The organism is Clostridium sp. UMB9555A (assembly GCF_030222355.1).
GTDB lineage: Bacteria > Bacillota > Clostridia > Clostridiales > Clostridiaceae > Sarcina > Sarcina perfringens.
The window spans coordinates 232,873-256,353 of record NZ_JASORQ010000002.1 but is presented as its reverse complement, the minus strand read 5'-3'; the positions used below and the strand labels follow the sequence as shown (position 1 = coordinate 256,353).

Genomic DNA, 23,481 nt, shown 5'->3' with positions numbered 1-23,481 from the left:
AGCTTTTTTTTACATGTTTCTAACAGTTTCTTTATCCCATATAAACATTTGATCTGTATTGGTTAAAGATTTAAATAAATTTTTCTTGAAGCCAGGCATAGTTTTATCTAAATTTCTAATAAGGCTTTTCATATCTTCTCTTTTAGTTTTACCATCTGCAGGACAAGGATTTTCTATTATTGGAAAATTATATTCTGATGCTGCCTTCCTTATTTGGCTTTCCTCAATAAACACCATAGGTCTTATAAGAGTTAAGTTATTTTTATGCATAAAGCTTTTAGGAGAAAAGCAGTTTATTCTTCCTTCATAGCTTATTGAAAGCATTAGGGTTTCTAAGGCATCATCCTTATGATGACCTAAGGCAACTTTGTTGCAACCAAGTCTTTGAGCGTTATCATTTAATGCGCCCCTTCTAAGATTAGCACATAAAGAACATGGATTTTTTTCTTTCTTTATATCAAAAACTATTTCCTTTATATCTGTTTGAATTTCATAAAAAGGAACATCTAGATTTTTACAAAGATTATGTAATGGACTATTATCAACTCCTCCAGGATTTAAAGTTATAGCTATTAATTCAAATTTTTCAGGAGAAAATCTTTGGTAGTTTTTTAATATATGTAAAAGTGTTAGACTATCCTTTCCACCAGAAAGTCCTACGGCTATTTTATCACCATCTTCAATAAGGTTATATTCTTTTATAGCTTGTCTAGTTTTACTTAATAATTTTTGCATGGTTTTCATAAAAATCACCTCTTAATGTTTATTTAATTATCTTATAATAAAAAGGTGAAAATTAAAAGAGTGAAAATTTTAGAATAAAATTAAATTTATTGTCAGATATTTAAATTGATAGTACAATTTTAACAGGTTAAATAAAGTATTAAAATTAAAAATTTAAATTTATATATTTAAATTATTTTTGAAAGGAAATTAAAATGAGGAATATAAAAATTACTTTAGATTATGATGGTAGTAAGTACAAGGGATGGCAAAAGCAAAACCAAAAGGGAAGTAATGTTTCCACAGTTCAAGATAAATTAGAAAAAGTGATAACTAAAATGACTAATGAAGAGATTCAACTAATTGGTTGTGGAAGAACTGATAGTGGTGTACATGCAAAAAATTATGTAGCAAGTTTTAAAACAAATTCTCTTATGACTCTAGAACAAATTATTGAACACATAAATGAATATTTACCTGAGGATATAAGGGTAAAGGAAATAAGAGAAGCAAGTGAAAGATTTCATGCTAGATTTAATGTTAAGTCTAAAACTTATGAATATACTATTGATAACAATAAGTTCAAAGATGTATTTTTAAGAAAATATGCATGGCATGTTGAAGAGAAGTTAGACCTAGAAGCTATGGAAGAAGGAGCAAAATATTTATTAGGCACTCATGACTTTAAGAGTTTTACAAGTTTAAAGTCAAAGAACAAATCAACTTTAAGAACTATAAATAGCATTGAATTTCATGAAAATAATAATATATTAAGGATAAAGATAAATGGAAATGGCTTTTTGCTAAATATGGTTAGAATAATAGTAGGAACTTTAGTAGATGTGGGACTTGGAAAGATTGAACCACAATATATGGATGATATACTTAAAGCTAAGGAAAGGGCAAAAGCTTCAGAGAAAGCACCAGCCCATGGACTTTGTCTTTTAGAATTAAATTATTAAATAAAAGGCTGTATAAAAGGCTTATAAATTTTAATTTATATTTACTTTCTTTTATACAGTCTTTTAATTTTATAACTTATCAATAAATATTAAATAAATTAATGGTAAAAAATTATGAATAAATATATTATAATTAATACTAAGGATATAGAATTACAAATAAGAAGTTAGGAGAGAGCTATGAAAAAATGTGATTGCAAGGGCTATAAAAGTTGTTTATGCAACAAGGAGCTTACTATATTTAAGGATTTAACAGAGGAAGAATTTAATAAATTAGCTACTGGAATGACATGTTTTCATTTTAATAAAGGGGAATATATATGTTATGAAGGTGAAAAACTTTCGAAGCTATTTCTAATAAGTAAGGGAAGTGTAAAGACATCAAAACTTACTAAGGGAGGAAAAGAGCAAATAATGCACATATTCTCTGTAGGGGACTATTTTGGAGAGACAAGCCTCTTTAATAATGAGGGAGGAATTTTATTTAATGCTATTGCTTTAAATGATGTTATAGTTTGTGCCGTAGATAAGGATAAAGTTGATAGTGTTTTAGAAGAAAATCCAAGAATAGCTATAGTTGTTTTGAAATCCTTAACTAATCGTTTAAAGGATACTGAAGAATTTGCTCATAAATTAGTAACTAATGATGTTAGAGTTAGAATAGCATATATGTTAAAAGAGTTTAAGAGAAAATATGGCAAAATAGAAAATGGGGAAATATTTATTGATTTACCAATTAATAGAGAGGATATGGCTAATTATTGTGGTATAACTAGAGAAACAATGAGTAGAAAACTCTCTATATTTGAGCACGAAGGATTAATAGAAATTAGAGGGAATAAATCTCTAATAATAAAAGACATAGAAAAATTAAATAAAATAATTTCATAGGAATAAGTGTTTCCTATGAAATTATTTTATTTTTAGAAAAAATTCTATTTTTTCATAACTCCCTCATATTTAAAAGAAGGAACATATGCCTTTGAGTTAGTTCCACTTTCTTGTATAAATGCATTTTTAATTCCTAAAGATGCTGCATAATCTATAAGAGATTCATAATGTTTAGGGTTTAAAGGCTTATTTATTTCAGGATAATCACAAGACTTATTCATAGGAGTATATTGATTCATAATGCTTATATAAACATCATCTCCAAATTTAGAGAATATAGTGTCTATAACTTTCTTTGAATCAAATAAAAGACCTGGAAGCATTAAATGTCTAATTATCATACCCTTTAAAAGTTTACCTTCCTCTGAAAATTTTGGAGAACCTACCTGCCTAAACATTTCATCTAATACTGGAATTAAATTGTCCTTATAATTTTTTATCTTTGAATATTTAATTGCATAATCATCCTTAAAATATTTAAAATCAGGAAGATACACATCTATGTAACCATCTAATAATTTTATTGTTTCTAAACTATCATATCCATTAGTATTATAGAGAATAGGAATATTTAATCCTTTTTCTTTTGCTATTTTTAAAGCTTCTAGTATTTGAACTGCATAATGCGTTGGAGTAACTAAGTTTATATTTTCAGCTCCCTTTCCTTGAAGTTCTAAAAAGATTTCTGCTAACCTTTCAATTGATATTTCAAGTCCTTTAAAATCTTGACTTATTTCATGGTTTTGACAAAAAACACATTTTAAATTACAATGAGAAAAAAATACTGTTCCAGATCCATTCTTAAAGGAAATAGGAGGTTCTTCCCAAGGATGAAGTTCCGCTCTAGCTACCTTAACTTTTTCACTAGCCTTACATACCCCAAGAGATTTAAATCTATTAACTTTGCAGTTTCTAGTGCAAAGAGTACATTCTTCTAATAGTTCTTTATTTTCCATTAAAACACCTCTAATCTATATTCAATATTAATTATATATTTTAAGAGATTAAGTAACAAGATTCTTAAAAATAGAATAGTGATTTATGGCATTATATAGCCTATATGTTATAATTAATATACAAATAGAGGGGGCGAAATATATGGTAAGTATAAACAAAGATTTTATTTTAGATGTAGCAAAAGAAATTTTAAGTTTTCATAGTCCAAGTGGATTTTGTTTTGAGATTATGGAAAAGGTAGAAACAATAGTTGGTGAGCTAGGATATAATCTAGAATTGACTAATAAGGGATGCGGAGTAATAACTATTCCTGGAGAAAGTGATGAAAAGGTTATTGGATTAGCTGCTCATGTAGATACTTTAGGGGCTATGGTTAGATCTATAACACCAAAGGGAACTTTAAAGTTTGATTTAGTAGGAGGTCCAATAGTACCAACTTTAGATTCAGAATACTGCATAATAAGAACAAGGGAAGGAAAAGAGTATACTGGAACTTTCTTAAGCACAAGCCCATCAATACATGTATTTGATGATGCATCAAGCAAGCCTAGAGATCCTAAGAATATGGAAATCAGAATTGATGAAAGGGTTTTAAATAAAGAGGATGTAAAAGCCTTAGGAATAAATAATGGAGATTTTATTTTTATAGATCCAAAAACAACAATAACTGAAAGTGGATTTATAAAATCAAGATTTATAGATGATAAGGGAAGTGTATCAGCTTTAATAGGATTATTAGAGCTATTAAAAAGAGAAAATATAAAGCCTAAATATAAAACAAAAATCTTTATATCTGTATATGAAGAGGTAGGACATGGAGCATCATATTTGCCAGAGGATATAACTGAATTTATAGCAGTAGATATGGGATGCATTGGTGATGACTTAAGTTGCACAGAGTATGATGTTTCTATTTGTGCAAAGGATTCAGGTGGACCTTATGACTATAAAATTACATCAGATCTTATAGAATTAGCTAAAAATAATAATTTAAGCTATGCAGTAGACATATACCCTAGATATGGCTCAGATGTTGGAGCTGCCTTACGAGGTGGAAATAATATAAAAGGTGGCCTTATAGGTCCTGGAGTACGCACAAAAGTAACAGAGAAAAATAAGCTTATGAAATTAGATAATAATTGGTTTCATAAGCTTATTTTTTTTGCTTTTTAAAAGTATCATAAAGACATTTTTAAGTTGGCTCATATTAAACCCTTACTTATATTTAATTAGATATATATAAATAATATTAATAGATTTTTCTATTATTTTTTAATAGAAACTATATAACAACATAACAATATATGATATAATTATATTAATTAAAAATACGGAGGTTTCTAATGGGTACTAGAAAAGCGATTAATACAACTATAGATAGTGATTTAATGAAAAAAATTAAACTTTTAGCATTAGAAAAAGAGTGTAAAATAAACGACTTGATTGAAGAAGGATTAAGAATGGTTTTAGAAAAGGAAGGCAATAAATAAAAGCCTTTCTTTTTTTATTTATTTTTTTTGTTGTTATGTTGTTGACAACATAAATTAATTTGATATAATAAACATAACAACATAACTATATAACAACAAGAAAGGAGATAATCACATGAATATTCAATTTTTAAAGTTAGATATGAGTTTAATAACAGATAAAAATATAAATTCAAATGAGTTTAGAATATATACATATTTATTAAGTCTTTACAATGAGAATAAAAAATGTGCTTATCCTTCTTTAGAAACTATAAGCATAAATCTAAATATTTCTTTAAGTACAGTTAAAAGAGCAATAAAACACTTGTCTGAACTACGTTATATTAGCATAGAAAAGAAGAAAGCCCAAATAGGCAACCATAATATATATACTAAATTAAAACATATTATAGGAGCTAAGAAGACAGAAATAGTAGATATTAAAACTGTAGAAGAAATTAAACAGAATAATATAGACAATAATACAAATGTAAGATTAGCTAGAAAGCATGTTGATATTGATAAGAGTAAAGCTATAAAAGAAATGTTAACTTTAATGAGCAACAAGAATGTAAAAGAAGGTATAAAGAATTTTAATAATAAACTTGCTAAAGGTGTATGGAAAAAAGCTAATGTAAGTAATTTATTTAGAGAGATAGTGCAAGTTTATTATACTTTTGCTGAAAAATTGAATTACAAAGTGTTTAATTATTACAAAAAGTATTTTGATGTTTATGCAATACAACCTAAAATAAGATAAGTGAGGTTTGTAGTAAAATATTAAATTATTATTAATTGAATAATATAATTTTAAAAATTGTTGTATAATATAGAAAAAAATACAATAAAAGGAAGTGGATTTATGAAAAAGAATTCCAAGATATTAATAATTATATCTGTCATAATTATAGCAATAGTAATTTTATTTGTAGGTTATAAAATAAAACCAGTACAGAAACAAAGTTATGAGCCTATTTCTTATGACGATTATTTAATTGCAGAAATTGAAAAAGTATTAGTAGAAAAGGGAACTCAGGAGCAAAGTGTAAGTATATTACTTAACATAGAAAATATTTCAAAGGGTTTTCAATCTGGAATATATCAGTTTGAATTAGTTAAAAATGACGAGGTAAACAAAACGGAAACTAAAATAAATCCTAATAAGGCTAAGTCAAAAATAAAGGCTAAGGAGATATTAAATACAGATGATGTGTTTACTTATGGTGATCCTATATTAGCTAGTACAGAAATAAAAATAGTAGTTACTTATGAAATACCATTAAATGATAAGCTAGAAGGGTACAGTTTATCATTGCATAATACACCTGTTGGAAATGGATTAGAACCGACACTGATTAATTTAAAATAAATAATACCAATCAATGATAAATATAATTAAAAGGTATAGATTTATAAAAAAAGTCTATACCTTTATTTTTTTGCTTTTATTTTTTAAAAATAGTAACAATTTTATAGCGTATACATAGGATATAGTAGATAGTAAAGAAATCAATGAAATAAATGATTAAATTAGATACGCAATGCTATTTAAAGCAATCCTTAAAATGTGAATCTTTATAATTCTTTGGTTTGCAATGCAATCTAAAATATTAAAGGAGGATATAAAATGAATAGGTTAATAATACCGGTTGAATTTAAAAAGGGTGATTTAGAAGAGTTAGAATTATATGAGCGTTTAAAATCATATTCAGCACCGGGAAGTATGATAAAGGATATTTTGAAGAAAAGAATATCTTTGGATATTCTATATGAAAAAAGAAATGATAATAACAATGATTAAAATAGATATCATTGAAATACAAAAATAACAAATAAAAGGCACACTTCCAATAGGGTGGAAAATGTGCCAAATAACTACTACGTTACTACGTACACTAGTAGTCTATGCATGTATATATTAAAACGTTACTATTTTCTTTGATTTAATGAGAATATTAATTGAAAAATAACATTAAAGCAAAACTTCAGCTATTCTTGCTCCAGCACTTAGAGCTAAAAGAGCTAATTCTATTGCAAACATAGTTGTCATTTTAATCACCTCACATTTGTTGATTATATTCTTATTATGCCTATTTTTAAATGCTTTATACATTATGGAGGGAAAAATAATGTTAAATAGATTATTAGGTTATAAAACTGTTACTATGAGTATTCCAGAATTTTGTGCATTAAATAGAGGAGAATTAACTTTAAGTGATATTTACTTTAATAGGAAAGCTTCAAGATCTATAGAAAAAATTTGTAGAAAGAATTCTAGATTGACTATGATAATAGTATTTTTCTTAGCTTCTATGTTTATAGTACAAACTAATGTTTACGCTGCTAGTGTAGATACAAGTAAAATTGATAGTTTAGGTAGAACGTTATTAACGCTTGTCCAAAATATTGGATATTGGTTCTGTATTATTATGGCTGCTAAAGAAATATTAACTTCTTTGATGCAAAACCAAGCTAAAGAAGTAGGAGGAATAATTTTAAAACATGTTATGGCTTTTGGTGGATTCTATGCTCTTCCTTGGATTTTTGATATTATAAAAGATTTGTTAGGGTAGGAGGTTTTAAAATTATGTTTGAATCTATGTTTTATAGTTTAACTAGTTTTGCATTACATGGTTTGGCTAATTTTGGTTATTGGATATGCTTAGTTATTGCTGTTGGTGGTCACTTTGCATATGTAAGTGGTTTTAGAAATGGAGCTAAATGGACAACTTTTAGTACTATCATATATGCAGTTATTCAAGCAATGTCTGGAGCTATATCAAAATGATTAAAAATATATTTAAGAAGAAAGATACTAGTATAAGTATAGATAAGTATTTTGAACTTGTTAAACCTAAGTATATATACATTAAAATTACACCTCATAAAAGCACTAGAAACTATAATACAACTAACATAGCAAAAGCTATAGCTTTAAGCTATAAGGGACTTAATGAACGTATAAGAAGAGAACAAAAGAAAATATGGTTAGAAACTAATTTTAAAATCTCATACATGATAGATATTGTAGATAAGAATGCTAATTTTTATTTTATAATTCCACAAGTATTTAAAACTACTTTAATAGAAAAACTTAGAGAAATATGGAATAAATCTACTATAGAAGAAGTAGAGTCAATAAATCCGATTTCAAAAGATTCAACTATTTTTGAATTAACATATAAGAAAGATGATGCACTTTCTATAAGTGTAGATAAGAAAACCAATGAGCCATTAAATCAAATTCTAAGTGTTATAGAAATTATGCAGGAAGGGGACAGGGTTTCTGTCCTGTATAATTTTATACCTTGTACTCAATTTGGATGGCAAGCTAGATATGATAAAGCCATAGAATTATTTAAATCTAAAAAACCACTTGAAAGAGATAAGAAAAGTGCAGGATATATAATAAAAAAGTTTTTAAATATTCTAGTTGAATCTTTAGATACTATTAGTAATGTTATTAGTGATTATTCTGGCGTGAAAAGACAAGCTAATAAGCAAAGTTTTGCTGAAGTTTTAGCTACTGCTCTTGAAACAAATAAGGAATTAAGTTCAGAAACTAAGAAGAAAAAAGAATTGCAGATTATAAATACTCAAATAGCTATCTGTAGTAAAAGTGATGATAAAACTAGAGAATATAATAATGCTATAAGTACAGCACAAGCTTATAGAGTATTAGATGGAGATAATCAATTAGTATATAAAAAGCATAACAATACTATAAATATAGAGGATTATAATATTGGAACTGAAATAAACACTGTAAGTACTGATGAGTGTCAAAATTTTATTCAAACACCGGGTAGATTATTGCTAACTCAATTAGGAATCAACCATATTAAAGTAAACGAAAATCCAATGCCAAATCAATTAAGAGAGGGGGCTAAATGTCTAGGTGAATCTACTTACAAGGGAACTACAGTCTCTGCTTATTTAGAGGATGATTACAATATAGGCAATTTACCATTAGTAGAGATTGGAGGGCAAGGCGGAGGTAAAACTACTTTTATGGGAAACTATGCTAAAGATTGTTGTAATACAAATGAGTGTGTTATAGTGTTGGATTTTATAAAAAACTGTGAGCTTAGTGAAACAATAAAAAGCTATGTGGATAAAAATAAAATTATTGAATTAGATATGGCTAGTGAAGACACTATACAAGGTCTAGGGTATAATGAAATTAGAATAACTAAAGAAATGAGTTCATTTGAAAAAATGAAACTTGCTAACTTACAATCTCAGCAGATTATGAGTTTGATTGATGCAGTAAGTGTTGGTGATCCATTAAGCAGTAGAATGAGAAGATTTTTAAATGCTGCTGCCAATGTAGTTTTTGTACAAGGTTACAATAGTGTTAAAAATGTTGTTGAATGTTTAGAGCGATTTGATAAAAGATTAGCTTATATTGATGGTTTAAGCGATGAATTAAAAAATTATTTAGAAGAAGAAATAACTACTATAAACGAACTAAATGAATATTCAAAAGTAAGTAAAAAAGAAGAAGCTGAAGGTGTATTGTCGCAAGTAATTGGAACTTATTCTAGTAAGATAGAACATATATTGGATAGAATGGGGATGTTAAGAGAAGATTTTAAATTAAAATATATGTATAATAAACCTTTAGACAATAATATAAATTTAGTTGATGTTATGAATGAGGGAAAGATTCTTTTAATAAAAATGAAAGAAGGAGATTTTCCAACAAAAATGGCTAAAAACATATTAATAACATATTGGATAAGCAAAATATGGTTAGCAAGTCAATTAAGAGGTATGAAGGTTGAAAAGCCTAATAGAGTTAATGTTTTAGTTGATGAAGTATTTCAAGCTCCAACATGTTTAAAATCATTAGAATATATATTACCTCAAAGTCGTAAATTTGCATGTAAGTTTATTTTTAGCACCCAATATATCAGACAATTAGAAAGCATATTTGATACTTTAGAAGCCAGCAATAGTTCATATATGCTATTAAGAGGTTGTTTAGAGGATGACTTTAATCATTTTAAATCTAAACTTGATGATTTTGAGTATGAGGATCTTAGAGATATGAAGAGATTTCATAGCTTAAATTTAATTTATTATTCAGGAGGATATGCTAGTTTTATAACTAAACTACCTTATAATAAATATAAATAAAAGAGAGTTAATACACTCTCTTTTTTGTTTTCATAAAAAATAAGGGCTAGAATTAACTAACCCTTAAAATTTTATTCTTCATCTGGAAGCTTAATATTGTTTCTTTCAAAATAATCTTCTAATATCATTTCTATTTGCGAAGAAGTTGTTCTTTTTTCCTTCTCACAAAGATAATCAAGCTTTTCCTTATTTTTCTTTAGTATTGTAACCATAAATCTAGTTTTAGTGTCTTTTATTGCCATTAAAACTCCTCCTTAAATGTACACCTTTATTATATCATATGCACTTAGAAAATAAAAGTGAAAAAAAGTGAATAAATATTTAGAAAAGGTGTTGACAGGTGTACACCTTTTTGATAATATATATTTGTAAGGTAAATAAAAACAAATTTGCAAATTAAAGTTAAGTAATCTTACTAAAGAACTAAAGAAGTAAATAAGTATAAAATTAAAAAATTAAAATGAGTATAAAAGGGAGAGAGTAAAAAATGAGAGGGAATTTAGTTTATAACAATATCAATTTAAACACAGAAAATAAAAAGGAGTTAAGTTTAGAAAAAATAGCTTTCAAAAAATACAGAAATAATACTTGTCAATTTTGTGGAAAGACAATTAAGAAATGGGCTGAGAAAACTGTTGATCATGCTGTACCAGTTGCTAGAGGAGGAATAGATGCACCTTCAAATTGGAGAATAGCATGTAGTTTATGTAATGCTGAAAAAGGAATGATGACAGAAGTAGAATATAAGGAGTTTAAGAAAATAACATCAAATTGGAAGCCTTTTTCTAAAAACTTTGCTAGAGAAAAGATAAATCAGTGGCTTACTAATTATACGGAAATTAAATGGGATAAACTAAGAAGGAAAGTAATTGAGAGAATTATAGAAGAGATAGAAGTGATTAAAGGGGAAAATCTTATTACAGAAGAACGAGATCAGTTAATATTGAGTGATGAAGTGCTTAATTATAATAAAAATAATAAAGAGTTTATTAGAGCAGATAAGATATTTATTTGTGAAAACTTTGAAAATACATTTGAAAGGACTATACATCCAGAACAAAAGAAAGTAAAGGATATATTAGAGAGATATAAGAGATGTGGAACTATAAGTAATATAAAATTATATAAAGGCATATTGCTACCTTGTTCAATTCATTATTTTTATGCTTACTATAAAATATTAAGAATAAAAGAGTTACCAGTTATAAACATAAAAGATAGTTCAATCTTATCTAAGAAAGAAATTGCTTTTATAAATTCATGTAGATTTTAAATATAAAATTATAAAAAATATATAAATGAAATGAGGGTATAAAAATGAGATTATGGAGATTTGAAAAAAATACAGATGCGGTTAGAGAGAATATGAAAAATGAGAAGGTTTTAAGACAATTAGAGGTTAATCTTAATCTTTTTAAGGACAACCATGAGGCGCTAGCAAGAATAATGGAGAAGGCTCATGGTTATATTTTAGGCGAGATAGAAGAATCACAAGCTAAGAGATTATCAAATCAGCTTAAAACAGATAAAGAAATTAAAATGTATGTCAAACAGTTTTCTAAATTTGGACATTTAGGATTTGTTAGTACAGTTTTGGAGGTATAAAGATGGGTATAGTAGTTATGAAAGATTGGGTAGTTGAAAAATACACTAGAACTAAGAGAGATGATTTAGCAGACAAGCATTTTGATATTGAGATTTTAGAAGCAGAGTTAAGAGAAAAAGATATAGAGTTAAATTATAGCTATAAAGCAAATATAGAAGAGATATATAAAGAATATTATAGATAAGAAAGAATTGACTTATATAGAAAAAAGTTCTAACGGGGATTTAAATTTGTATGGCTTATTGTTTAAAAATGTGTCAAAATAAGCCCAAAAACAAGGGGATTTTTTTAGACACCCCCTTTAAACCCACTGATATCAACGGTTCAGCAGGTTGTCTTATTGTGGTATAGGTAGACCCAATAAAAGCAATATTCAGAAGAGTTTTGATTAAATATTCCGTGGTTCTTTACGAGAACCAAAAAAAACTATAAGTGAAGAAGTTAGAAAATAGGCATTTTAAGCGATTAGAGTTTTGTAAAACTCTTCAAACCATTGGTATTACTAGGGTGTACGGACTATATCAATTTTTGTTATAATGGAGATAAATAGTTATTTTATATATTTTTTTTTAGACAATGATATCATAATCAAATAAATAAGAAAGGAAGTGAGGAAATGACAGAAAATCAATTAAGAGAACAATTACAAAAGATGAGGGATATGTATTTCATGAGTGTTAGTAAGTTGGCAGATACTTTAAAGATACATAAGCCAAGTTTATACCAATTTATAAATGGTAGTTTGAAAAGGAACTTAAATGAAAAAGAAAGGATTAAGTTAACTGAGTGGGTAAAATGTAGGGAAATAAATTAGAACTTAAAAATTCACAGTAATTCATTAAGAAAATAGAGTTAAAATTGATATTATAAGAGATATATGGAGCGGGCTTACTAACCGTTCGCTAACCGCTCCGTTATTGTGAAAACTGAATATAAAAATAAAAAAGATATAGGGAATTTAGGAGGAATTATTATGGTTAAATTTGTTATCAAGGATATGTCAAAAAATATGGAAATAAAGATGGATGAAAATATTTTATTTAGGCTTTATTGCATATACAAAGGAATAGAATTAGAAGGTAATTTAGAATTAAAAAATATTATAAAAGTAATGTTACCAGACGATGAAGAAAAAGCACTAAAAACATTAAATGAGGGATTAGTAATAGAAGATAAATTATTTTTACCTTTATTAACATCACCTTCATTGCAAAAAAATGAAGATAAAGAGTTAGGTAAATGTAGTTACATGTTTATTGCTGAAGAAGATGCAGAATTCATTGAGTTATTTGAAAAATTAATTAGTTTAGATAAGTTAAGAAAATTTAGTGGGAAAGAAATATGTATTGCAAAAGATGTTACAGCTAGAACTGGACTAGCATTATCTTCAAGTACATTTATAAATTACAAGCCTAATATAGTTGTATTACCAGAAATTAAATATAACTATACAGCTAATTATTTTAAACTAAATGGAATAGAATTAAAAGCTAATCAAGAGACACTAGAGCATACCGCATATGATGGATGTGGATTTATGAGTGAAGGATTTTCAAAAATAATCCAAAAAGAATTAAACTTAGATTATGAGGTAGATTTTGCACAATTTAGACTTTATAACGGAATTGCTGCAAAAGGAATAGTTGTTAAAGCAGACTTCCAAAAGTTTTTTGAAGAATTTGAATATATGGCAGATAAGAATTATTTCTGGAAAGATAAAAAAGGTGATTTTATAACTAAAGATGTGTTTGGAAAAGAAGTTAATATTTCAAAAGCAGACTTGATTTTAAATGAAACACAGGTAAAATGGTTAAAGCTTTGGGAAGATGAAGTAAAAGAATTTGGTTCTTTAAATAAAGCTATTGAAGAAGAAATTAGTAAAGATATATATTCACCTTATAGAAAAACTTTAGAGGGAATATATATATCGAGAGTAAATAAAAAAGAAATTAAAGAATATTCTCTTACTAATTATCAGCTTATTTGCAACTTAGCCTTAACTCTAAAGGATATTGAACAACTAGCTAAAGAAACATTAAATTCTTATAAGAGAGTTGTAGGTCGTGGAGAAAAAGATATTGATGCTATAAGATTATATTTAAAAGATATAGCCAGAGAAGAACAAGAAGAGTTAAGTGCAAGTACAAAAGTTACTCGACTATTACAAATCGATGAGAGATTTAGTAGTACATATTGTGTAGAAGACGTTATTAATAATATGCTTTCAAAATCCGCACATCAGCTCGCTGGAGGAAAATTCTTGGTTAAAGGGAATTATAAGACTGGATTTGGCGATCCGATAGCTTATCTAAAGTGGATTATGAATAGAAAATTTGAGGAAAATAGAGAATTAGGTATAAATGAGTTCTATGTAGCAGGTGAAGAAGGTAAAAGAGTTTCTAGCCGTAACCCACTTGCTTCTTTCTCAGAAGTTCATAAGATAAAACTTGTTAAAACTGATTTATTAGATAGGTATTTTGGAAATCATACAAAAGAATTATTGTTTATAAATCAAGCAGATAACTTCCTTATGTTGTCTTCAGGAGCTGACCTAGACGGAGATATTTTCTTTATTTGCAATAACAACATCCTATATAATGCTGTAATTGATCCAAAAGATGGAATAAACTTTTTAAATGAAAATGATGGTGATAAGAAAGAACTTGAATACACAAGAGAGAATATGTATGAAGCTGTAGTAAAAAGTTCTGGTAATTTTATCGGCTCTGTTGCAAATACAAGCACACTTATAAGTAATTTCTGTCAGCGATTAGAATATTTTGTATATGAAGTAAGAGATGGTAAAGAACATAAAATCTCAAAGACATACATGGATATAAAAGAAGCTTGGAGAGAGAAATTTAAAAAAGAAGAAAATTGCAAGGTAGAAAAACATTATAAATTAAGAGAGTATTTACTTAAATCAGACAAGCTAAAAGATAAAATGAACTTGATTAGAAATAATGATAATAAAAAAGATGAGTTTAAGAAATTGCAAGAAGAATTCTTTGCGTTAAATAAGAAGATTGGAGAAGTTTTTGAAAGCTATTTAGAACATGAGATAAAAAGAGGAAAGATTATAGATGTAGCTTCTTTTAGTGAAGAAGAAATAAGAGAGCATATAAAAATGAGATTCTATAGATTTATGCCGTACTCTTATCACACCTTAAAAGTGTCACAGATTGCAATCGATAGTCAAAAAACTTTGATTACTCCTGCGAAGGAAGATATGAAAGTAGTTGATGATTTCTTAGAGAGAAACGAAATAAAGAAATATCCAATCTTTATGTATTACGCAAAATGGAGTAAGAATTATGAGAATAAAAATAGAATTGATAAAAGACAATGTTCTAAATTAAGAGATACAGCACTTAACAAACTAGCATATAAAGTTCAAGATGAACTAATAACACCAATAATTGAATGTCATAAAGGCACAGATAATTCTAAAAGCAGACTTTATAGAATTTTAAAAGACATAGCTGTAGAAAATAATAAGTGTTATGAAGAATTCTTTGAATTTTATAAGATTTATCAAGCGGAAAGACAAAAAATAAGTCGTGAATATGAAAAAGACAAAAAAGAAAAAAATCGTAGATTATCATTTTTAGATATCTATGCTATACAAAGAGAGAAAGAATTAGAAGAAATCTACAAAATAGAAGAATTAGCTTATGCTATTATAAAAACAGAATGTTCAAGTAAATTTACAATAGATGTAATGTTTGATACTTTAGAAAAAGCTATAACTAGCAAAACTAGAGAATATACTATCTATAAAGAAGATGAGAATGGAGATATAAATTTCTTATTCAAGAGATATAGTAAGCATACTGGTGTATTAGCGGCTGATGGTAAAACACAAGATAAAAATTATAAATTAAAAGTAAAACAAGTAAGCCAGAAGGCAAGAATTCAATACACAGATAAAGATAAGATGGCTGATGAGGTATTAATAGGAGTTGAAGAATATAAAGGAGATGAACAACTTATTTTAAACAATAAAGATGGAGAAAAGATAGGGTTCTTCTATAGAGATCAAGATTTATCAGCTTTAAAGAAAACAGAAGGAATTTTAAAAGTTCTAGATAGAGTAGATGCTAAGAAAAGTGCAACTTTATTTTTAGTATCTTAAAAATAAAGGGGTCGTAAAACACGAGGGGTAGCGTCATTTCACCGCCCCTCTTAATAAAAAAGGAGTTGCAGAGTGTAACATCCTTCTTAAAACTTTGTTAAATGACGAAGGCAAAAATGCCGACGTTAAATAAAATTTAGATGTAACCTGAGGTGACGGACATTTTTGTCCACCCCCTTCATTAAAATAGGTAGATAGCATCGTCTTATTTGACTTTGCTAAAGAAGAATTAAAGTCAATTTGTCTCCTTCACTATGAAGGTGAGAGGTTATCGACAAGCTTGTCGATTCGATAACTCAATTATATGAAAAGGTAGGTTTGATATTATGAGAGAGAAAAGTAGATATTATATTATTGATAGTAAAAATATGGCTATTGGATTATCATGGCTATTGCATAGAGATTTTTATACATTTGATGATAGTCGCAATGAAGGAAAAAAAGTTTATGGTTTTGTAGATGATGCTAAGTTTAGAGAAGTGTTAACTTTAGCATGTAATATAAGAAGAAATAACAAATAAATAAATAAGGATGGTTGAGAATGGATATGGTTAATAACAAGGAATTAGAATTAATAATTAATGAAAAGGAATTAGAAAATTTAGGTTTTAAAAAGGAGAAAAGGGAAATGAGAATTGAAAATTTAGAAGTAGGTAAGGTTATTAAAAATTATAAAGAATTGTGTGGTTTATTAGGTATAAAGGTTGCAAGTGGTAAATCTAAAAAGTTACAACTGGAAGATTTAGAAAGATATTGTGTATATCATAAGGAAGGTAATAAATTTGTAGTTGATGAAATATATGAAAATCCATTACCTAAAATTGATGCTAGATTAAATGGAAACAATAATGTGTATGTAGAAGAAATAGCGGATATATTAGTAGAGTACATAGCTAATAATAAAAATAAAGATAAAAAAGTTTTGTTATCCTTTTCAAAATTGATCAATATATTAGGATTGGTTAATAATACATATACTGTTGCTAACAATAGAAAATCAGAATTAGCTGAAATATTAAACATGAAATTAAGTGCTGTTCATTATTTCTATAATACATCTAGAGCAGAATTCAAAAAGATAATTAATAGGGCTTTAAGAAATCTACAAAATAGAAGTGTTATAAAATATGAAGAAAAGTGGCAAATATGTGAGAAAGTTAATAGAGATGGTGAAACTATAGATATATATAGACTTGCAAATGATGATGAAGTAAGTATGATTTTAGATGCACAAAAGAAATCATTAGAAAGTTTAGGTATTAAAGATTTTAGATCTTTATTTTTAGCAGGTAGTGGAAAATATAAAGAATTTACTACTAAAGTTAAAGAAAAGTTACCTGAAAGCTGGGTGTATTGGTTTGGAGTGTATGAAATAATTTATGGATCGGCTGCTATAGATATAGAAATGAAATATATAGAAGAAAAAAGAGTTTCACTTAATAATAAATCAAAGGATAAAATGAGTAAGGTTTTCGGTATAGATGAAGAAGAAAGTAACGAAAAAAGATTAACTGAGGTTCTTATAGATTTAATAAAATATGATTTAAAATTAGATGAAAAAATAATTGAAAAATATAAAGAAAATAAAAAGAAAAAATATGAATTAATGATGAAAAAATATAGTGAAATCACAATCATAGAAAGAGAAAGAAATAAATTAGCAATGAGACAAGATGATATTGCAAAAGAAATAAGCTATATAGAAGATATGTTTGATAACAGAGATGCTGTTGACTCATATGATTACTTTAATTATAAAGATAGTATTGATATGAGAAAAAAGACAAATAAATTTATTGATGATTTAGAATTAGATGAGTTATTTGAATTTTAAAAAATAATAATCAAAAGTTGGCACTTTAAAATGCTATAATAAATAATAATATATATATTATATACACTTTAAAGTGCCAACTTTTTAATAGGTAAGATTGTAAAAATAATAGAATAATAACTTTTACCCCCCTATTTTTTGAATTATTTATTATTTAAATAGTTCCTATAAAAAGGGGGTATTTTCTTCTTCTAAAAAATAATGGTTGATATTCCCAAAATCCAGTTTATAAATCCCTGTAATGGAATGAAAGGGATTTTAAAGTGGTTTTGGAGGAGAGCTTTAGCTCGACTATAACCTCGTAGAGCCTAGTATATCTTTTATGTGGTATAACGGTATTGAGTGACACTAACTGGGCACTATTCAGATATTAAGTTTTATATTATAAAAGGATAATTTTATTAGGTATTATATAGTTGTATGAGTTAGTAAATAAGAGAATTAGTGAGTATTTAAGAGTAAATTTATAGGTATTTAATTGTAATGGAACTTTTGGCGTAGCCAATGTCAAGCCCTTGGGGCGTCCTTTCGTTAGAAAGGTGAGAAGGGGGACTTATATTGTTTAGAAGATAATTAATTAAAATACATTAAATTAACTTACATTTTATTAAACTTAATTATATTTTATATAAAATATATTAAATAATATTACATTAGATTAAATTTTGTTGCAACTATATTAAATATAAACAAATTATAAATAATAAAATAATTAGAAGGAATATTTTGCTAATAATAGAATTAAATAGGTGTAAAGATTTTATTATTAGGAGGATGTATATTATGGAAAAGATTAAAGATGAGCAAATTCATTGGGAGGCTGTCAGAATAGAACATTGCATTCATTTAGCTTTAAATCTTGATAAAATAGAAGGTTCAAAAAAATTCGGAGGATTAATTACAGCTGATACTATAGAAGTAGAGCCATATATGATGATGTTTAGTTGTTTGTTAAAAATATATGATCATGAAAATTCAAAAAATATAGATGAGTTTTTAGATTGTTATTCATATTGTAGAAGTAAGTCATTAAAAGAGTTGAATGAAGATGATTATATTGATGTAAAAAAATTTATTAATGATTTTAAAGATATTTTAAAATTATGCTAAATAGATAGCCTTATAAAAGACTTAGTATTAATTTACTAGGTTCTTTTTATTTGTTTTAATATTAACGGCATGTTCGCTAAACCGCTCACTTATGCCGGTTATGGTGAAAATTAATAACAAAAGAAAAATTTGTTGTTAATTAATACATTATACCTATTTTGTGTAATGTAATCATAATAATTCCTAAATGACAGTTTTCGGTAATCTGTCTCCTGAAAAACCGACACTCCTTGATTTCTGAGAGAGAGTTTAGCTAATTTTTCTCTCTCATTTTTTTATAATCTTTAAAGCAGATATGCAAAACACATATGTTCTTCCTCCTTTGTTTTATTTATTTATATTTTTGTTTGTTTTGTTAATTGTAATCTGTGTGTCTGCTTTAAAGATTATAAAGCTTATATAGTAATATAGTCTCTAAAATTTAATATAGAATTAGTCTTAAAATTAAGGCTACTCAGTTAAGGCATCTGAGATACAAAAAGCCTTCACAAAAATATTAAATTATAGGGAGAGATATTATTATGAGAATGGTTAAAGAAAGTATTAAAAACAAAGAAACTAAGATAGGAATAATAGGAGAAATAAAGTCTAATATTCTAGAAGATTATAAGGACGGAAAGTTCACAGATTCTAAGAAAGTTACTTTAAATGAGTTTTTGAACAAGTTAGGGTTTTATACAGGTAAAACTTGGGTTAAATGTAAAAGTAATGGCTGTAATAGTTTAGTTAGCGCACAAAAAAGCAATAAGAAATATTGTAGGCAGTGTGCTGCTAAAACAAAAAAAGAGGATAATAGGAAATGGATTAAAGAGAATAAAGATAAACAAAATGAATATCAAAGAGAATACCAAAAAAAATACCAAAGAGAAAATAAAGAAAATACAAATAAATATAAGGAAAATTTCTTAAATAAATATAAAGGACTATTTGTATATTTTTTAGTTAACAAAGAAAGTGAAATTAAATATATTGGACAAACAAAGAATATATATACAAGATCTATTGCACATCTAAGTGGAAATGTTCCTGCAACTAGAGATTTTGTTGCAAGTAAAGATTTCAAATGCATTGTATATAAAAATTTAGTTGAGTTGCTTGCTGAAGAAGAAGAATTAAAAAAATTAGAAAGCTATCTATTAAATAATACAAAAGCAGAACTTCTAAATGAAAATAAAGAAGAAGTAATGTATAGACAATTAACTGAAAAAGAAAAAGAAGTTTTTGGAATGTTAAATTTAGATGTAGAAAATATGATTGAGTGGGTTTAATCCTACTCTTTTTTGTATTAAAAATAAAATATTTAGGAGTGATGGTTTGTGGGAATTATTATAAGAAATAAGAAGGCTAAAACAAGTGATATAGAAAGACAACATAGAAAGCTAATAAAAGAAAATAAGAAGCTTAATGAAGAAACTAAAAAATTAAATGAAGAATTAAGAATTAGATGTGAAGAAATAGAAAAAGAGAATGAAAGAATACAAGCTGAGGCAGAAAAGATATTTAGAGAATTTAGAGAGAAAGTGGGTATGGAGGTAAATTAGCAATGGATTATATTAAGGATGTTTTAATCGAGAGTAATGATAAACTATTCTATATTTATTGGGAAGAAATAGGATTTAATCTAGATAGAAGACAGAAAGCAGATATAGTTAACACATTAGAGAATAAATATGGTTATAACTGTAAGGCTGATGAAAAGGGAATATTCATTGAGAGATATGATTGTATAAAGAAAGAGTTAGCTAATATGGAAGAGACAAAACATATATGTGAGAGTTGTGAGATTCACCATTATGAAGGGAATAATATCTATGCAAAACTATATTATGATGAACTAACAGAAGATAGTTACTATGTTCTTGTCTATAATAACTTTTATGATTTTATCGATGATACGTTAGGATTAATGGAATGCAATTATATACGTACTAGAGAGTTAGATAATGATTTCTATATGATAGTGCTTAAGAATGTTCCTAACATAGATTGTGATGAGGAATAATTATTATGAAGAAGATTTGTCCTAGATGTGGTATAGTTGATAAATCACATAAGTGCAGAAAGATTGGGAAGAAGATAGATGATGGGTTCTATTCTAAGTATAATTGGATTAAGCTGAGGAAAAGAATCTTGGAACAACAACCGTATTGTCTTAGGTGTCTTAGTAAATATGGACAGATAGTAGATGATAAATTGGAAGGTCATCATTTGCTAGCTAGGAGTGAGTATCCAGAGTTTGAATTATTTGAAAACAATGTGGTTATGCTTTGTAAGGATTGCAACTTAAGGCTTTCGTCAAGTTCTATATTAGATTTTGAATTAAATAATAAAGATAAAGAAGAGTTCTACTATAACAATAAGAGAAAGTAGGACTCTTTTATTATGTTAAAAAAATTTTAATCCCCCCTATACATATGTAGGAAAAATTTAAAAGTCTTCTAAGGACGACGCCCTCCCTTTCTCGAAAAAAATTCCCTAAATGAAAAATTTTATGAAAATTAAAGGTGGTGATATTTTGGCTCGACCTAGAAAATCAGTTGATACAATGAGTAAAAATTTAACTAAAGAGGAACGTGAAAATAGAAAATTAGAGGAAGAAAAACTAAAAGGTGGAAGCAATAAAATTAACCCACCTGATAATTTAACTAAAGACCAAAGGAAATTTTTTAGATACATAGTAAGAGAGTTGAGTGAATCAAACATATTAACTAATTTAGATGTATTTATTTTAGAAAAGACAAGTATTTGTTTAGATAGAATTAGACAGGCTGAAGATAAATTAAATGAGGATATATTTAATAAAGAAGCCTTAAAAGTTAAGGATAGTTATACTAAAGAATTTTTTAGATGCTGCAATGAGCTTTCATTATCCCCACAGTCTAGAGCTAAATTGGCTGGTATTAATCTACAAGCTAAAGCAAATGCGGAAGATCCAGTTTTAAAAGCTTTAAAAGGAGAGGATGAAGAGTAATGATTCTTTTAGATAAAGCTATGCAATACGCCAAAGATGTTATTGACGAAAAAGAAATAACCACATTTGAAGTTAGAAAACAATGTGAATGGTTCTTGAGGGATTTAGAATTACAATACAATGATGATTTTAGATTTTATTTAGATAATAAAGAGTTAAAGAAGATAAACAACCTATTAAAATTATTTAATCTTGCAACCGGATTTAGTGCAGGTAAGCCAGTCTTAAATGAATTATGGGGTTTTCAGGCATTCTTAATAGTTAATGTTTTTGGTTGGAGATTTAAAGATAATAGAAGGAAGTTTAGATATAAGGATATAACTTTATTTATAGCTAGAAAAAATGCAAAATCATTTATATCAGCTTTAATATTAATATTATTAATGTTAACAGAGCAAGATTATTCAGAATTTTATTCAATTTGCCTAAATAGAGATTTGGCAGGAGAGATAAGAAAAGCTATCATTCAAATTCTTAATGTAAGTCCTGCTGTAGCAAAATATTTTGAATTACCAAAAACTTTAGCTAGTAGAAGTGTCTGTAAATTAACTAATTCGTTCTACATGGCTAGAACATCTGAAGCAAATTCAAATAACAGTATACGTCCTGCTGCAATTATAGCAGATGAAGTTGGAGCAATGACTTCAAAGGCAAATATAAAAGCTATGCAGTCTGGACAATTAAGTGTAATAAATCCTTTGATATTTAAGCTAACTACAGCTTACGCAATTGACGGATCAGTTATGGAAGGTGAATTAGATTATTTAAAAAAGATATATACAGGGCAAATAAAAAATGAAGTCTCTGAAAGGGTATTTGCTTTATTATATTATGCAGAAGAAGATCATTTGTGGGATGATATTGGTTTACAACAAGCAAATCCTATGAGAATACAAGAAAATTATGATGAAATAATAGAAGTTAGAGAAATGGCTTTAGAAAAAGGTGGAGAAGATGAAGAGGAATATTTAACAAAAAATATGAATCATTTTTTACCTTCATCTGTTACTTTTAGTTACTTAGATATAAAAGATATTAAAAAATGTGAGCTGAAAGAAGATTTTAGTTTAGAAGGAAAAACAGTTTATATGTCTCTTGATTTATCCCAAAGTGATGACAATACAAGTGTTTCCATTTCCTATATAGAAAATGAAGAAATTTATACAAAATCATGGGCTTTTATTCCAAAAAATAAAATTGCTTTAAAGAGTAGAAGAGAAAAGATAAGCTATGCTAGTTTTATTAAGCAAGGTATTTGTTTTGCATGTGGAGAAAATTCAATTGATTATACTTTTGTGAAGAACTTTATACTTAACTTTGAAGAGAAATATAAGTGTGAAGTTGAAATGGTTGGCTATGATATAAGAGATTGTAAGCTATTCGCAAAGGATCTTGAATTTGAAGGAATGAATACAGTTGAGATAAGACAACATAGTAGTGTTCTTCATGCACCTACCAAATATTTAAAAGAACTTATAGAAAATGGTAAGTGGCATTATTTTGATAATAAACTGTTAGAAATTAACTTAACTAATGCAAGATGTAGAGAAGACACAAACCTTAATAAATATGTAACAAAAAAACATAGTGCTGGTAAGGTAGATATGACTGTTGGAACAATAATGACAGTATCATTATTACAAAATGATGATAGTTGGGACAGCATGTAGAAAGGAGG

The 23,481-nt window shown here is 27.0% G+C and carries 27 protein-coding genes; 24 read left to right on the top strand and 3 right to left on the bottom strand.

Annotated features, from left to right (window positions below; all coding sequences use genetic code 11):
- Positions 1–9 precede the first annotated feature (9 nt).
- The gene (locus QP548_RS06370; protein WP_061429435.1) at positions 10–735 is read right to left on the bottom strand and encodes a tRNA 2-thiocytidine biosynthesis TtcA family protein; all 726 of its coding nucleotides are present in this window, start codon (positions 733–735) and stop codon (positions 10–12) included.
- 203 nt (positions 736–938) lie between these two features.
- Here QP548_RS06370 and truA point away from each other — a divergent pair, with 203 nt between their 5' ends.
- Both truA and QP548_RS06360 read left to right on the top strand, forming a co-directional pair.
- On the top strand, positions 939–1,685 hold the full coding sequence (gene truA / locus QP548_RS06365; RefSeq protein WP_061427642.1) for a tRNA pseudouridine(38-40) synthase TruA: 747 nt from the start codon (positions 939–941) through the stop codon (positions 1,683–1,685).
- A 180-nt stretch (positions 1,686–1,865) separates the two neighbouring features.
- Positions 1,866–2,576, top strand: a complete 711-nt coding sequence (locus QP548_RS06360) for a Crp/Fnr family transcriptional regulator (RefSeq protein WP_061427646.1) — start codon at positions 1,866–1,868, stop codon at positions 2,574–2,576.
- A gap of 44 nt (positions 2,577–2,620) precedes the next feature.
- On the opposite strand, the gene QP548_RS06355 is transcribed toward QP548_RS06360, so the two are convergent.
- Positions 2,621–3,532 (bottom strand): radical SAM protein, encoded by a 912-nt coding sequence (locus QP548_RS06355; RefSeq protein WP_061427648.1) that lies wholly within the window; start codon positions 3,530–3,532, stop codon positions 2,621–2,623.
- Positions 3,533–3,674: 142 nt separating this feature from the next.
- Here QP548_RS06355 and QP548_RS06350 point away from each other — a divergent pair, with 142 nt between their 5' ends.
- The 8 genes from QP548_RS06350 (at position 3,675) to QP548_RS06315 (ending at position 10,147) form a co-directional block, all read left to right on the top strand.
- Positions 3,675–4,706: a M42 family metallopeptidase gene (locus QP548_RS06350; protein WP_061427649.1), complete on the top strand. Its 1,032-nt coding sequence runs from the start codon at positions 3,675–3,677 to the stop codon at positions 4,704–4,706.
- 170 nt (positions 4,707–4,876) lie between these two features.
- On the top strand, positions 4,877–5,023 hold the full coding sequence (locus QP548_RS06345) for a hypothetical protein (protein ID WP_175582879.1): 147 nt from the start codon (positions 4,877–4,879) through the stop codon (positions 5,021–5,023).
- 115 nt (positions 5,024–5,138) lie between these two features.
- On the top strand, positions 5,139–5,765 hold the full coding sequence (locus QP548_RS06340) for a helix-turn-helix domain-containing protein (RefSeq protein WP_284905062.1): 627 nt from the start codon (positions 5,139–5,141) through the stop codon (positions 5,763–5,765).
- A gap of 102 nt (positions 5,766–5,867) precedes the next feature.
- Complete coding sequence (locus tag QP548_RS06335; protein WP_284905060.1) at positions 5,868–6,374, top strand: hypothetical protein; 507 nt, start codon at positions 5,868–5,870, stop codon at positions 6,372–6,374.
- Positions 6,375–6,632: 258 nt separating this feature from the next.
- On the top strand, positions 6,633–6,806 hold the full coding sequence (locus QP548_RS06330; RefSeq protein WP_284905058.1) for a hypothetical protein: 174 nt from the start codon (positions 6,633–6,635) through the stop codon (positions 6,804–6,806).
- A 328-nt stretch (positions 6,807–7,134) separates the two neighbouring features.
- Positions 7,135–7,578, top strand: coding sequence for a hypothetical protein (locus QP548_RS06325; protein WP_284905057.1), 444 nt, complete (start codon positions 7,135–7,137; stop codon positions 7,576–7,578).
- A gap of 14 nt (positions 7,579–7,592) precedes the next feature.
- The gene (locus QP548_RS06320) at positions 7,593–7,793 is read left to right on the top strand and encodes a hypothetical protein (protein ID WP_284905056.1); all 201 of its coding nucleotides are present in this window, start codon (positions 7,593–7,595) and stop codon (positions 7,791–7,793) included.
- Positions 7,790–10,147: a hypothetical protein gene (locus QP548_RS06315; protein ID WP_284905055.1), complete on the top strand. Its 2,358-nt coding sequence runs from the start codon at positions 7,790–7,792 to the stop codon at positions 10,145–10,147. The genes QP548_RS06320 and QP548_RS06315 overlap by 4 nt, the downstream gene beginning before the upstream one ends.
- A gap of 71 nt (positions 10,148–10,218) precedes the next feature.
- Here QP548_RS06315 and QP548_RS06310 read toward each other — a convergent pair whose 3' ends face one another.
- Complete coding sequence (locus tag QP548_RS06310; protein WP_284905054.1) at positions 10,219–10,389, bottom strand: hypothetical protein; 171 nt, start codon at positions 10,387–10,389, stop codon at positions 10,219–10,221.
- Between the two features lie 245 nt (positions 10,390–10,634).
- On the opposite strand from QP548_RS06310, the gene QP548_RS06305 reads away from it, so the two are divergent.
- The 14 genes from QP548_RS06305 to QP548_RS06240 all read left to right on the top strand — a co-directional run bounded on the left by QP548_RS06305 (position 10,635) and on the right by QP548_RS06240 (position 23,473).
- Entirely contained in the window at positions 10,635–11,420 is a 786-nt protein-coding gene (locus tag QP548_RS06305) for an HNH endonuclease (RefSeq protein WP_284905053.1), read from the top strand.
- Between the two features lie 44 nt (positions 11,421–11,464).
- Positions 11,465–11,752 (top strand): hypothetical protein, encoded by a 288-nt coding sequence (locus QP548_RS06300; RefSeq protein WP_284905052.1) that lies wholly within the window; start codon positions 11,465–11,467, stop codon positions 11,750–11,752.
- Between the two features lie 2 nt (positions 11,753–11,754).
- Positions 11,755–11,937 (top strand): hypothetical protein, encoded by a 183-nt coding sequence (locus QP548_RS06295; RefSeq protein WP_284905051.1) that lies wholly within the window; start codon positions 11,755–11,757, stop codon positions 11,935–11,937.
- Positions 11,938–12,369: 432 nt separating this feature from the next.
- A complete protein-coding gene (locus tag QP548_RS06290) occupies positions 12,370–12,567 on the top strand; it encodes a hypothetical protein (RefSeq protein ID WP_284905050.1) in 198 nt (65 codons plus the stop codon).
- A 159-nt stretch (positions 12,568–12,726) separates the two neighbouring features.
- Positions 12,727–15,888, top strand: coding sequence for an RNA dependent RNA polymerase (locus QP548_RS06285; protein WP_284905049.1), 3,162 nt, complete (start codon positions 12,727–12,729; stop codon positions 15,886–15,888).
- A gap of 326 nt (positions 15,889–16,214) precedes the next feature.
- Positions 16,215–16,409, top strand: coding sequence for a hypothetical protein (locus QP548_RS06280; RefSeq protein ID WP_284905048.1), 195 nt, complete (start codon positions 16,215–16,217; stop codon positions 16,407–16,409).
- A 20-nt stretch (positions 16,410–16,429) separates the two neighbouring features.
- Entirely contained in the window at positions 16,430–17,722 is a 1,293-nt protein-coding gene (locus QP548_RS06275) for a hypothetical protein (RefSeq protein WP_284905047.1), read from the top strand.
- 783 nt (positions 17,723–18,505) lie between these two features.
- Entirely contained in the window at positions 18,506–18,832 is a 327-nt protein-coding gene (locus tag QP548_RS06270; protein ID WP_284905046.1) for a hypothetical protein, read from the top strand.
- A gap of 521 nt (positions 18,833–19,353) precedes the next feature.
- Positions 19,354–20,100 (top strand): GIY-YIG nuclease family protein, encoded by a 747-nt coding sequence (locus QP548_RS06265; RefSeq protein ID WP_284905045.1) that lies wholly within the window; start codon positions 19,354–19,356, stop codon positions 20,098–20,100.
- 48 nt (positions 20,101–20,148) lie between these two features.
- Positions 20,149–20,373: a hypothetical protein gene (locus tag QP548_RS06260; protein ID WP_284905044.1), complete on the top strand. Its 225-nt coding sequence runs from the start codon at positions 20,149–20,151 to the stop codon at positions 20,371–20,373.
- A 2-nt stretch (positions 20,374–20,375) separates the two neighbouring features.
- On the top strand, positions 20,376–20,834 hold the full coding sequence (locus tag QP548_RS06255; protein WP_284905043.1) for a hypothetical protein: 459 nt from the start codon (positions 20,376–20,378) through the stop codon (positions 20,832–20,834).
- A 5-nt stretch (positions 20,835–20,839) separates the two neighbouring features.
- Positions 20,840–21,202, top strand: coding sequence for an HNH endonuclease (locus QP548_RS06250; RefSeq protein ID WP_284905041.1), 363 nt, complete (start codon positions 20,840–20,842; stop codon positions 21,200–21,202).
- Positions 21,203–21,347: 145 nt separating this feature from the next.
- Positions 21,348–21,803, top strand: coding sequence for a phage terminase small subunit P27 family (locus tag QP548_RS06245; protein WP_284905040.1), 456 nt, complete (start codon positions 21,348–21,350; stop codon positions 21,801–21,803).
- Positions 21,803–23,473, top strand: coding sequence for a terminase large subunit (locus QP548_RS06240; RefSeq protein WP_284905039.1), 1,671 nt, complete (start codon positions 21,803–21,805; stop codon positions 23,471–23,473). Before QP548_RS06245 ends, QP548_RS06240 begins: the two co-directional genes overlap by 1 nt.
- The last annotated feature ends 8 nt before the right edge of the window (positions 23,474–23,481 follow it).

Coding starts and splice junctions, on each gene's coding strand:
- QP548_RS06315 (WP_284905055.1), top strand. CDS start 7,790: ATGATTAAAAATATATTTAAGAAGAAAGATACTAGTATAAGTATAGAT.
- QP548_RS06275 (WP_284905047.1), top strand. CDS start 16,430: ATGGATATGGTTAATAACAAGGAATTAGAATTAATAATTAATGAAAAG.
- QP548_RS06355 (WP_061427648.1), bottom strand. CDS start 3,532: ATGGAAAATAAAGAACTATTAGAAGAATGTACTCTTTGCACTAGAAAC.
- QP548_RS06325 (WP_284905057.1), top strand. CDS start 7,135: ATGTTAAATAGATTATTAGGTTATAAAACTGTTACTATGAGTATTCCA.
- QP548_RS06240 (WP_284905039.1), top strand. CDS start 21,803: ATGATTCTTTTAGATAAAGCTATGCAATACGCCAAAGATGTTATTGAC.
- QP548_RS06345 (WP_175582879.1), top strand. CDS start 4,877: ATGGGTACTAGAAAAGCGATTAATACAACTATAGATAGTGATTTAATG.
- QP548_RS06340 (WP_284905062.1), top strand. CDS start 5,139: ATGAATATTCAATTTTTAAAGTTAGATATGAGTTTAATAACAGATAAA.
- QP548_RS06305 (WP_284905053.1), top strand. CDS start 10,635: ATGAGAGGGAATTTAGTTTATAACAATATCAATTTAAACACAGAAAAT.
- QP548_RS06270 (WP_284905046.1), top strand. CDS start 18,506: ATGGAAAAGATTAAAGATGAGCAAATTCATTGGGAGGCTGTCAGAATA.
- QP548_RS06290 (WP_284905050.1), top strand. CDS start 12,370: ATGACAGAAAATCAATTAAGAGAACAATTACAAAAGATGAGGGATATG.
- QP548_RS06320 (WP_284905056.1), top strand. CDS start 7,593: ATGTTTGAATCTATGTTTTATAGTTTAACTAGTTTTGCATTACATGGT.
- QP548_RS06360 (WP_061427646.1), top strand. CDS start 1,866: ATGAAAAAATGTGATTGCAAGGGCTATAAAAGTTGTTTATGCAACAAG.
- QP548_RS06295 (WP_284905051.1), top strand. CDS start 11,755: ATGGGTATAGTAGTTATGAAAGATTGGGTAGTTGAAAAATACACTAGA.
- QP548_RS06250 (WP_284905041.1), top strand. CDS start 20,840: ATGAAGAAGATTTGTCCTAGATGTGGTATAGTTGATAAATCACATAAG.
- QP548_RS06300 (WP_284905052.1), top strand. CDS start 11,465: ATGAGATTATGGAGATTTGAAAAAAATACAGATGCGGTTAGAGAGAAT.
- QP548_RS06330 (WP_284905058.1), top strand. CDS start 6,633: ATGAATAGGTTAATAATACCGGTTGAATTTAAAAAGGGTGATTTAGAA.
- QP548_RS06280 (WP_284905048.1), top strand. CDS start 16,215: ATGAGAGAGAAAAGTAGATATTATATTATTGATAGTAAAAATATGGCT.
- QP548_RS06285 (WP_284905049.1), top strand. CDS start 12,727: ATGGTTAAATTTGTTATCAAGGATATGTCAAAAAATATGGAAATAAAG.
- QP548_RS06310 (WP_284905054.1), bottom strand. CDS start 10,389: ATGGCAATAAAAGACACTAAAACTAGATTTATGGTTACAATACTAAAG.
- QP548_RS06350 (WP_061427649.1), top strand. CDS start 3,675: ATGGTAAGTATAAACAAAGATTTTATTTTAGATGTAGCAAAAGAAATT.
- truA (WP_061427642.1), top strand. CDS start 939: ATGAGGAATATAAAAATTACTTTAGATTATGATGGTAGTAAGTACAAG.
- QP548_RS06255 (WP_284905043.1), top strand. CDS start 20,376: ATGGATTATATTAAGGATGTTTTAATCGAGAGTAATGATAAACTATTC.
- QP548_RS06265 (WP_284905045.1), top strand. CDS start 19,354: ATGAGAATGGTTAAAGAAAGTATTAAAAACAAAGAAACTAAGATAGGA.
- QP548_RS06335 (WP_284905060.1), top strand. CDS start 5,868: ATGAAAAAGAATTCCAAGATATTAATAATTATATCTGTCATAATTATA.
- QP548_RS06370 (WP_061429435.1), bottom strand. CDS start 735: ATGCAAAAATTATTAAGTAAAACTAGACAAGCTATAAAAGAATATAAC.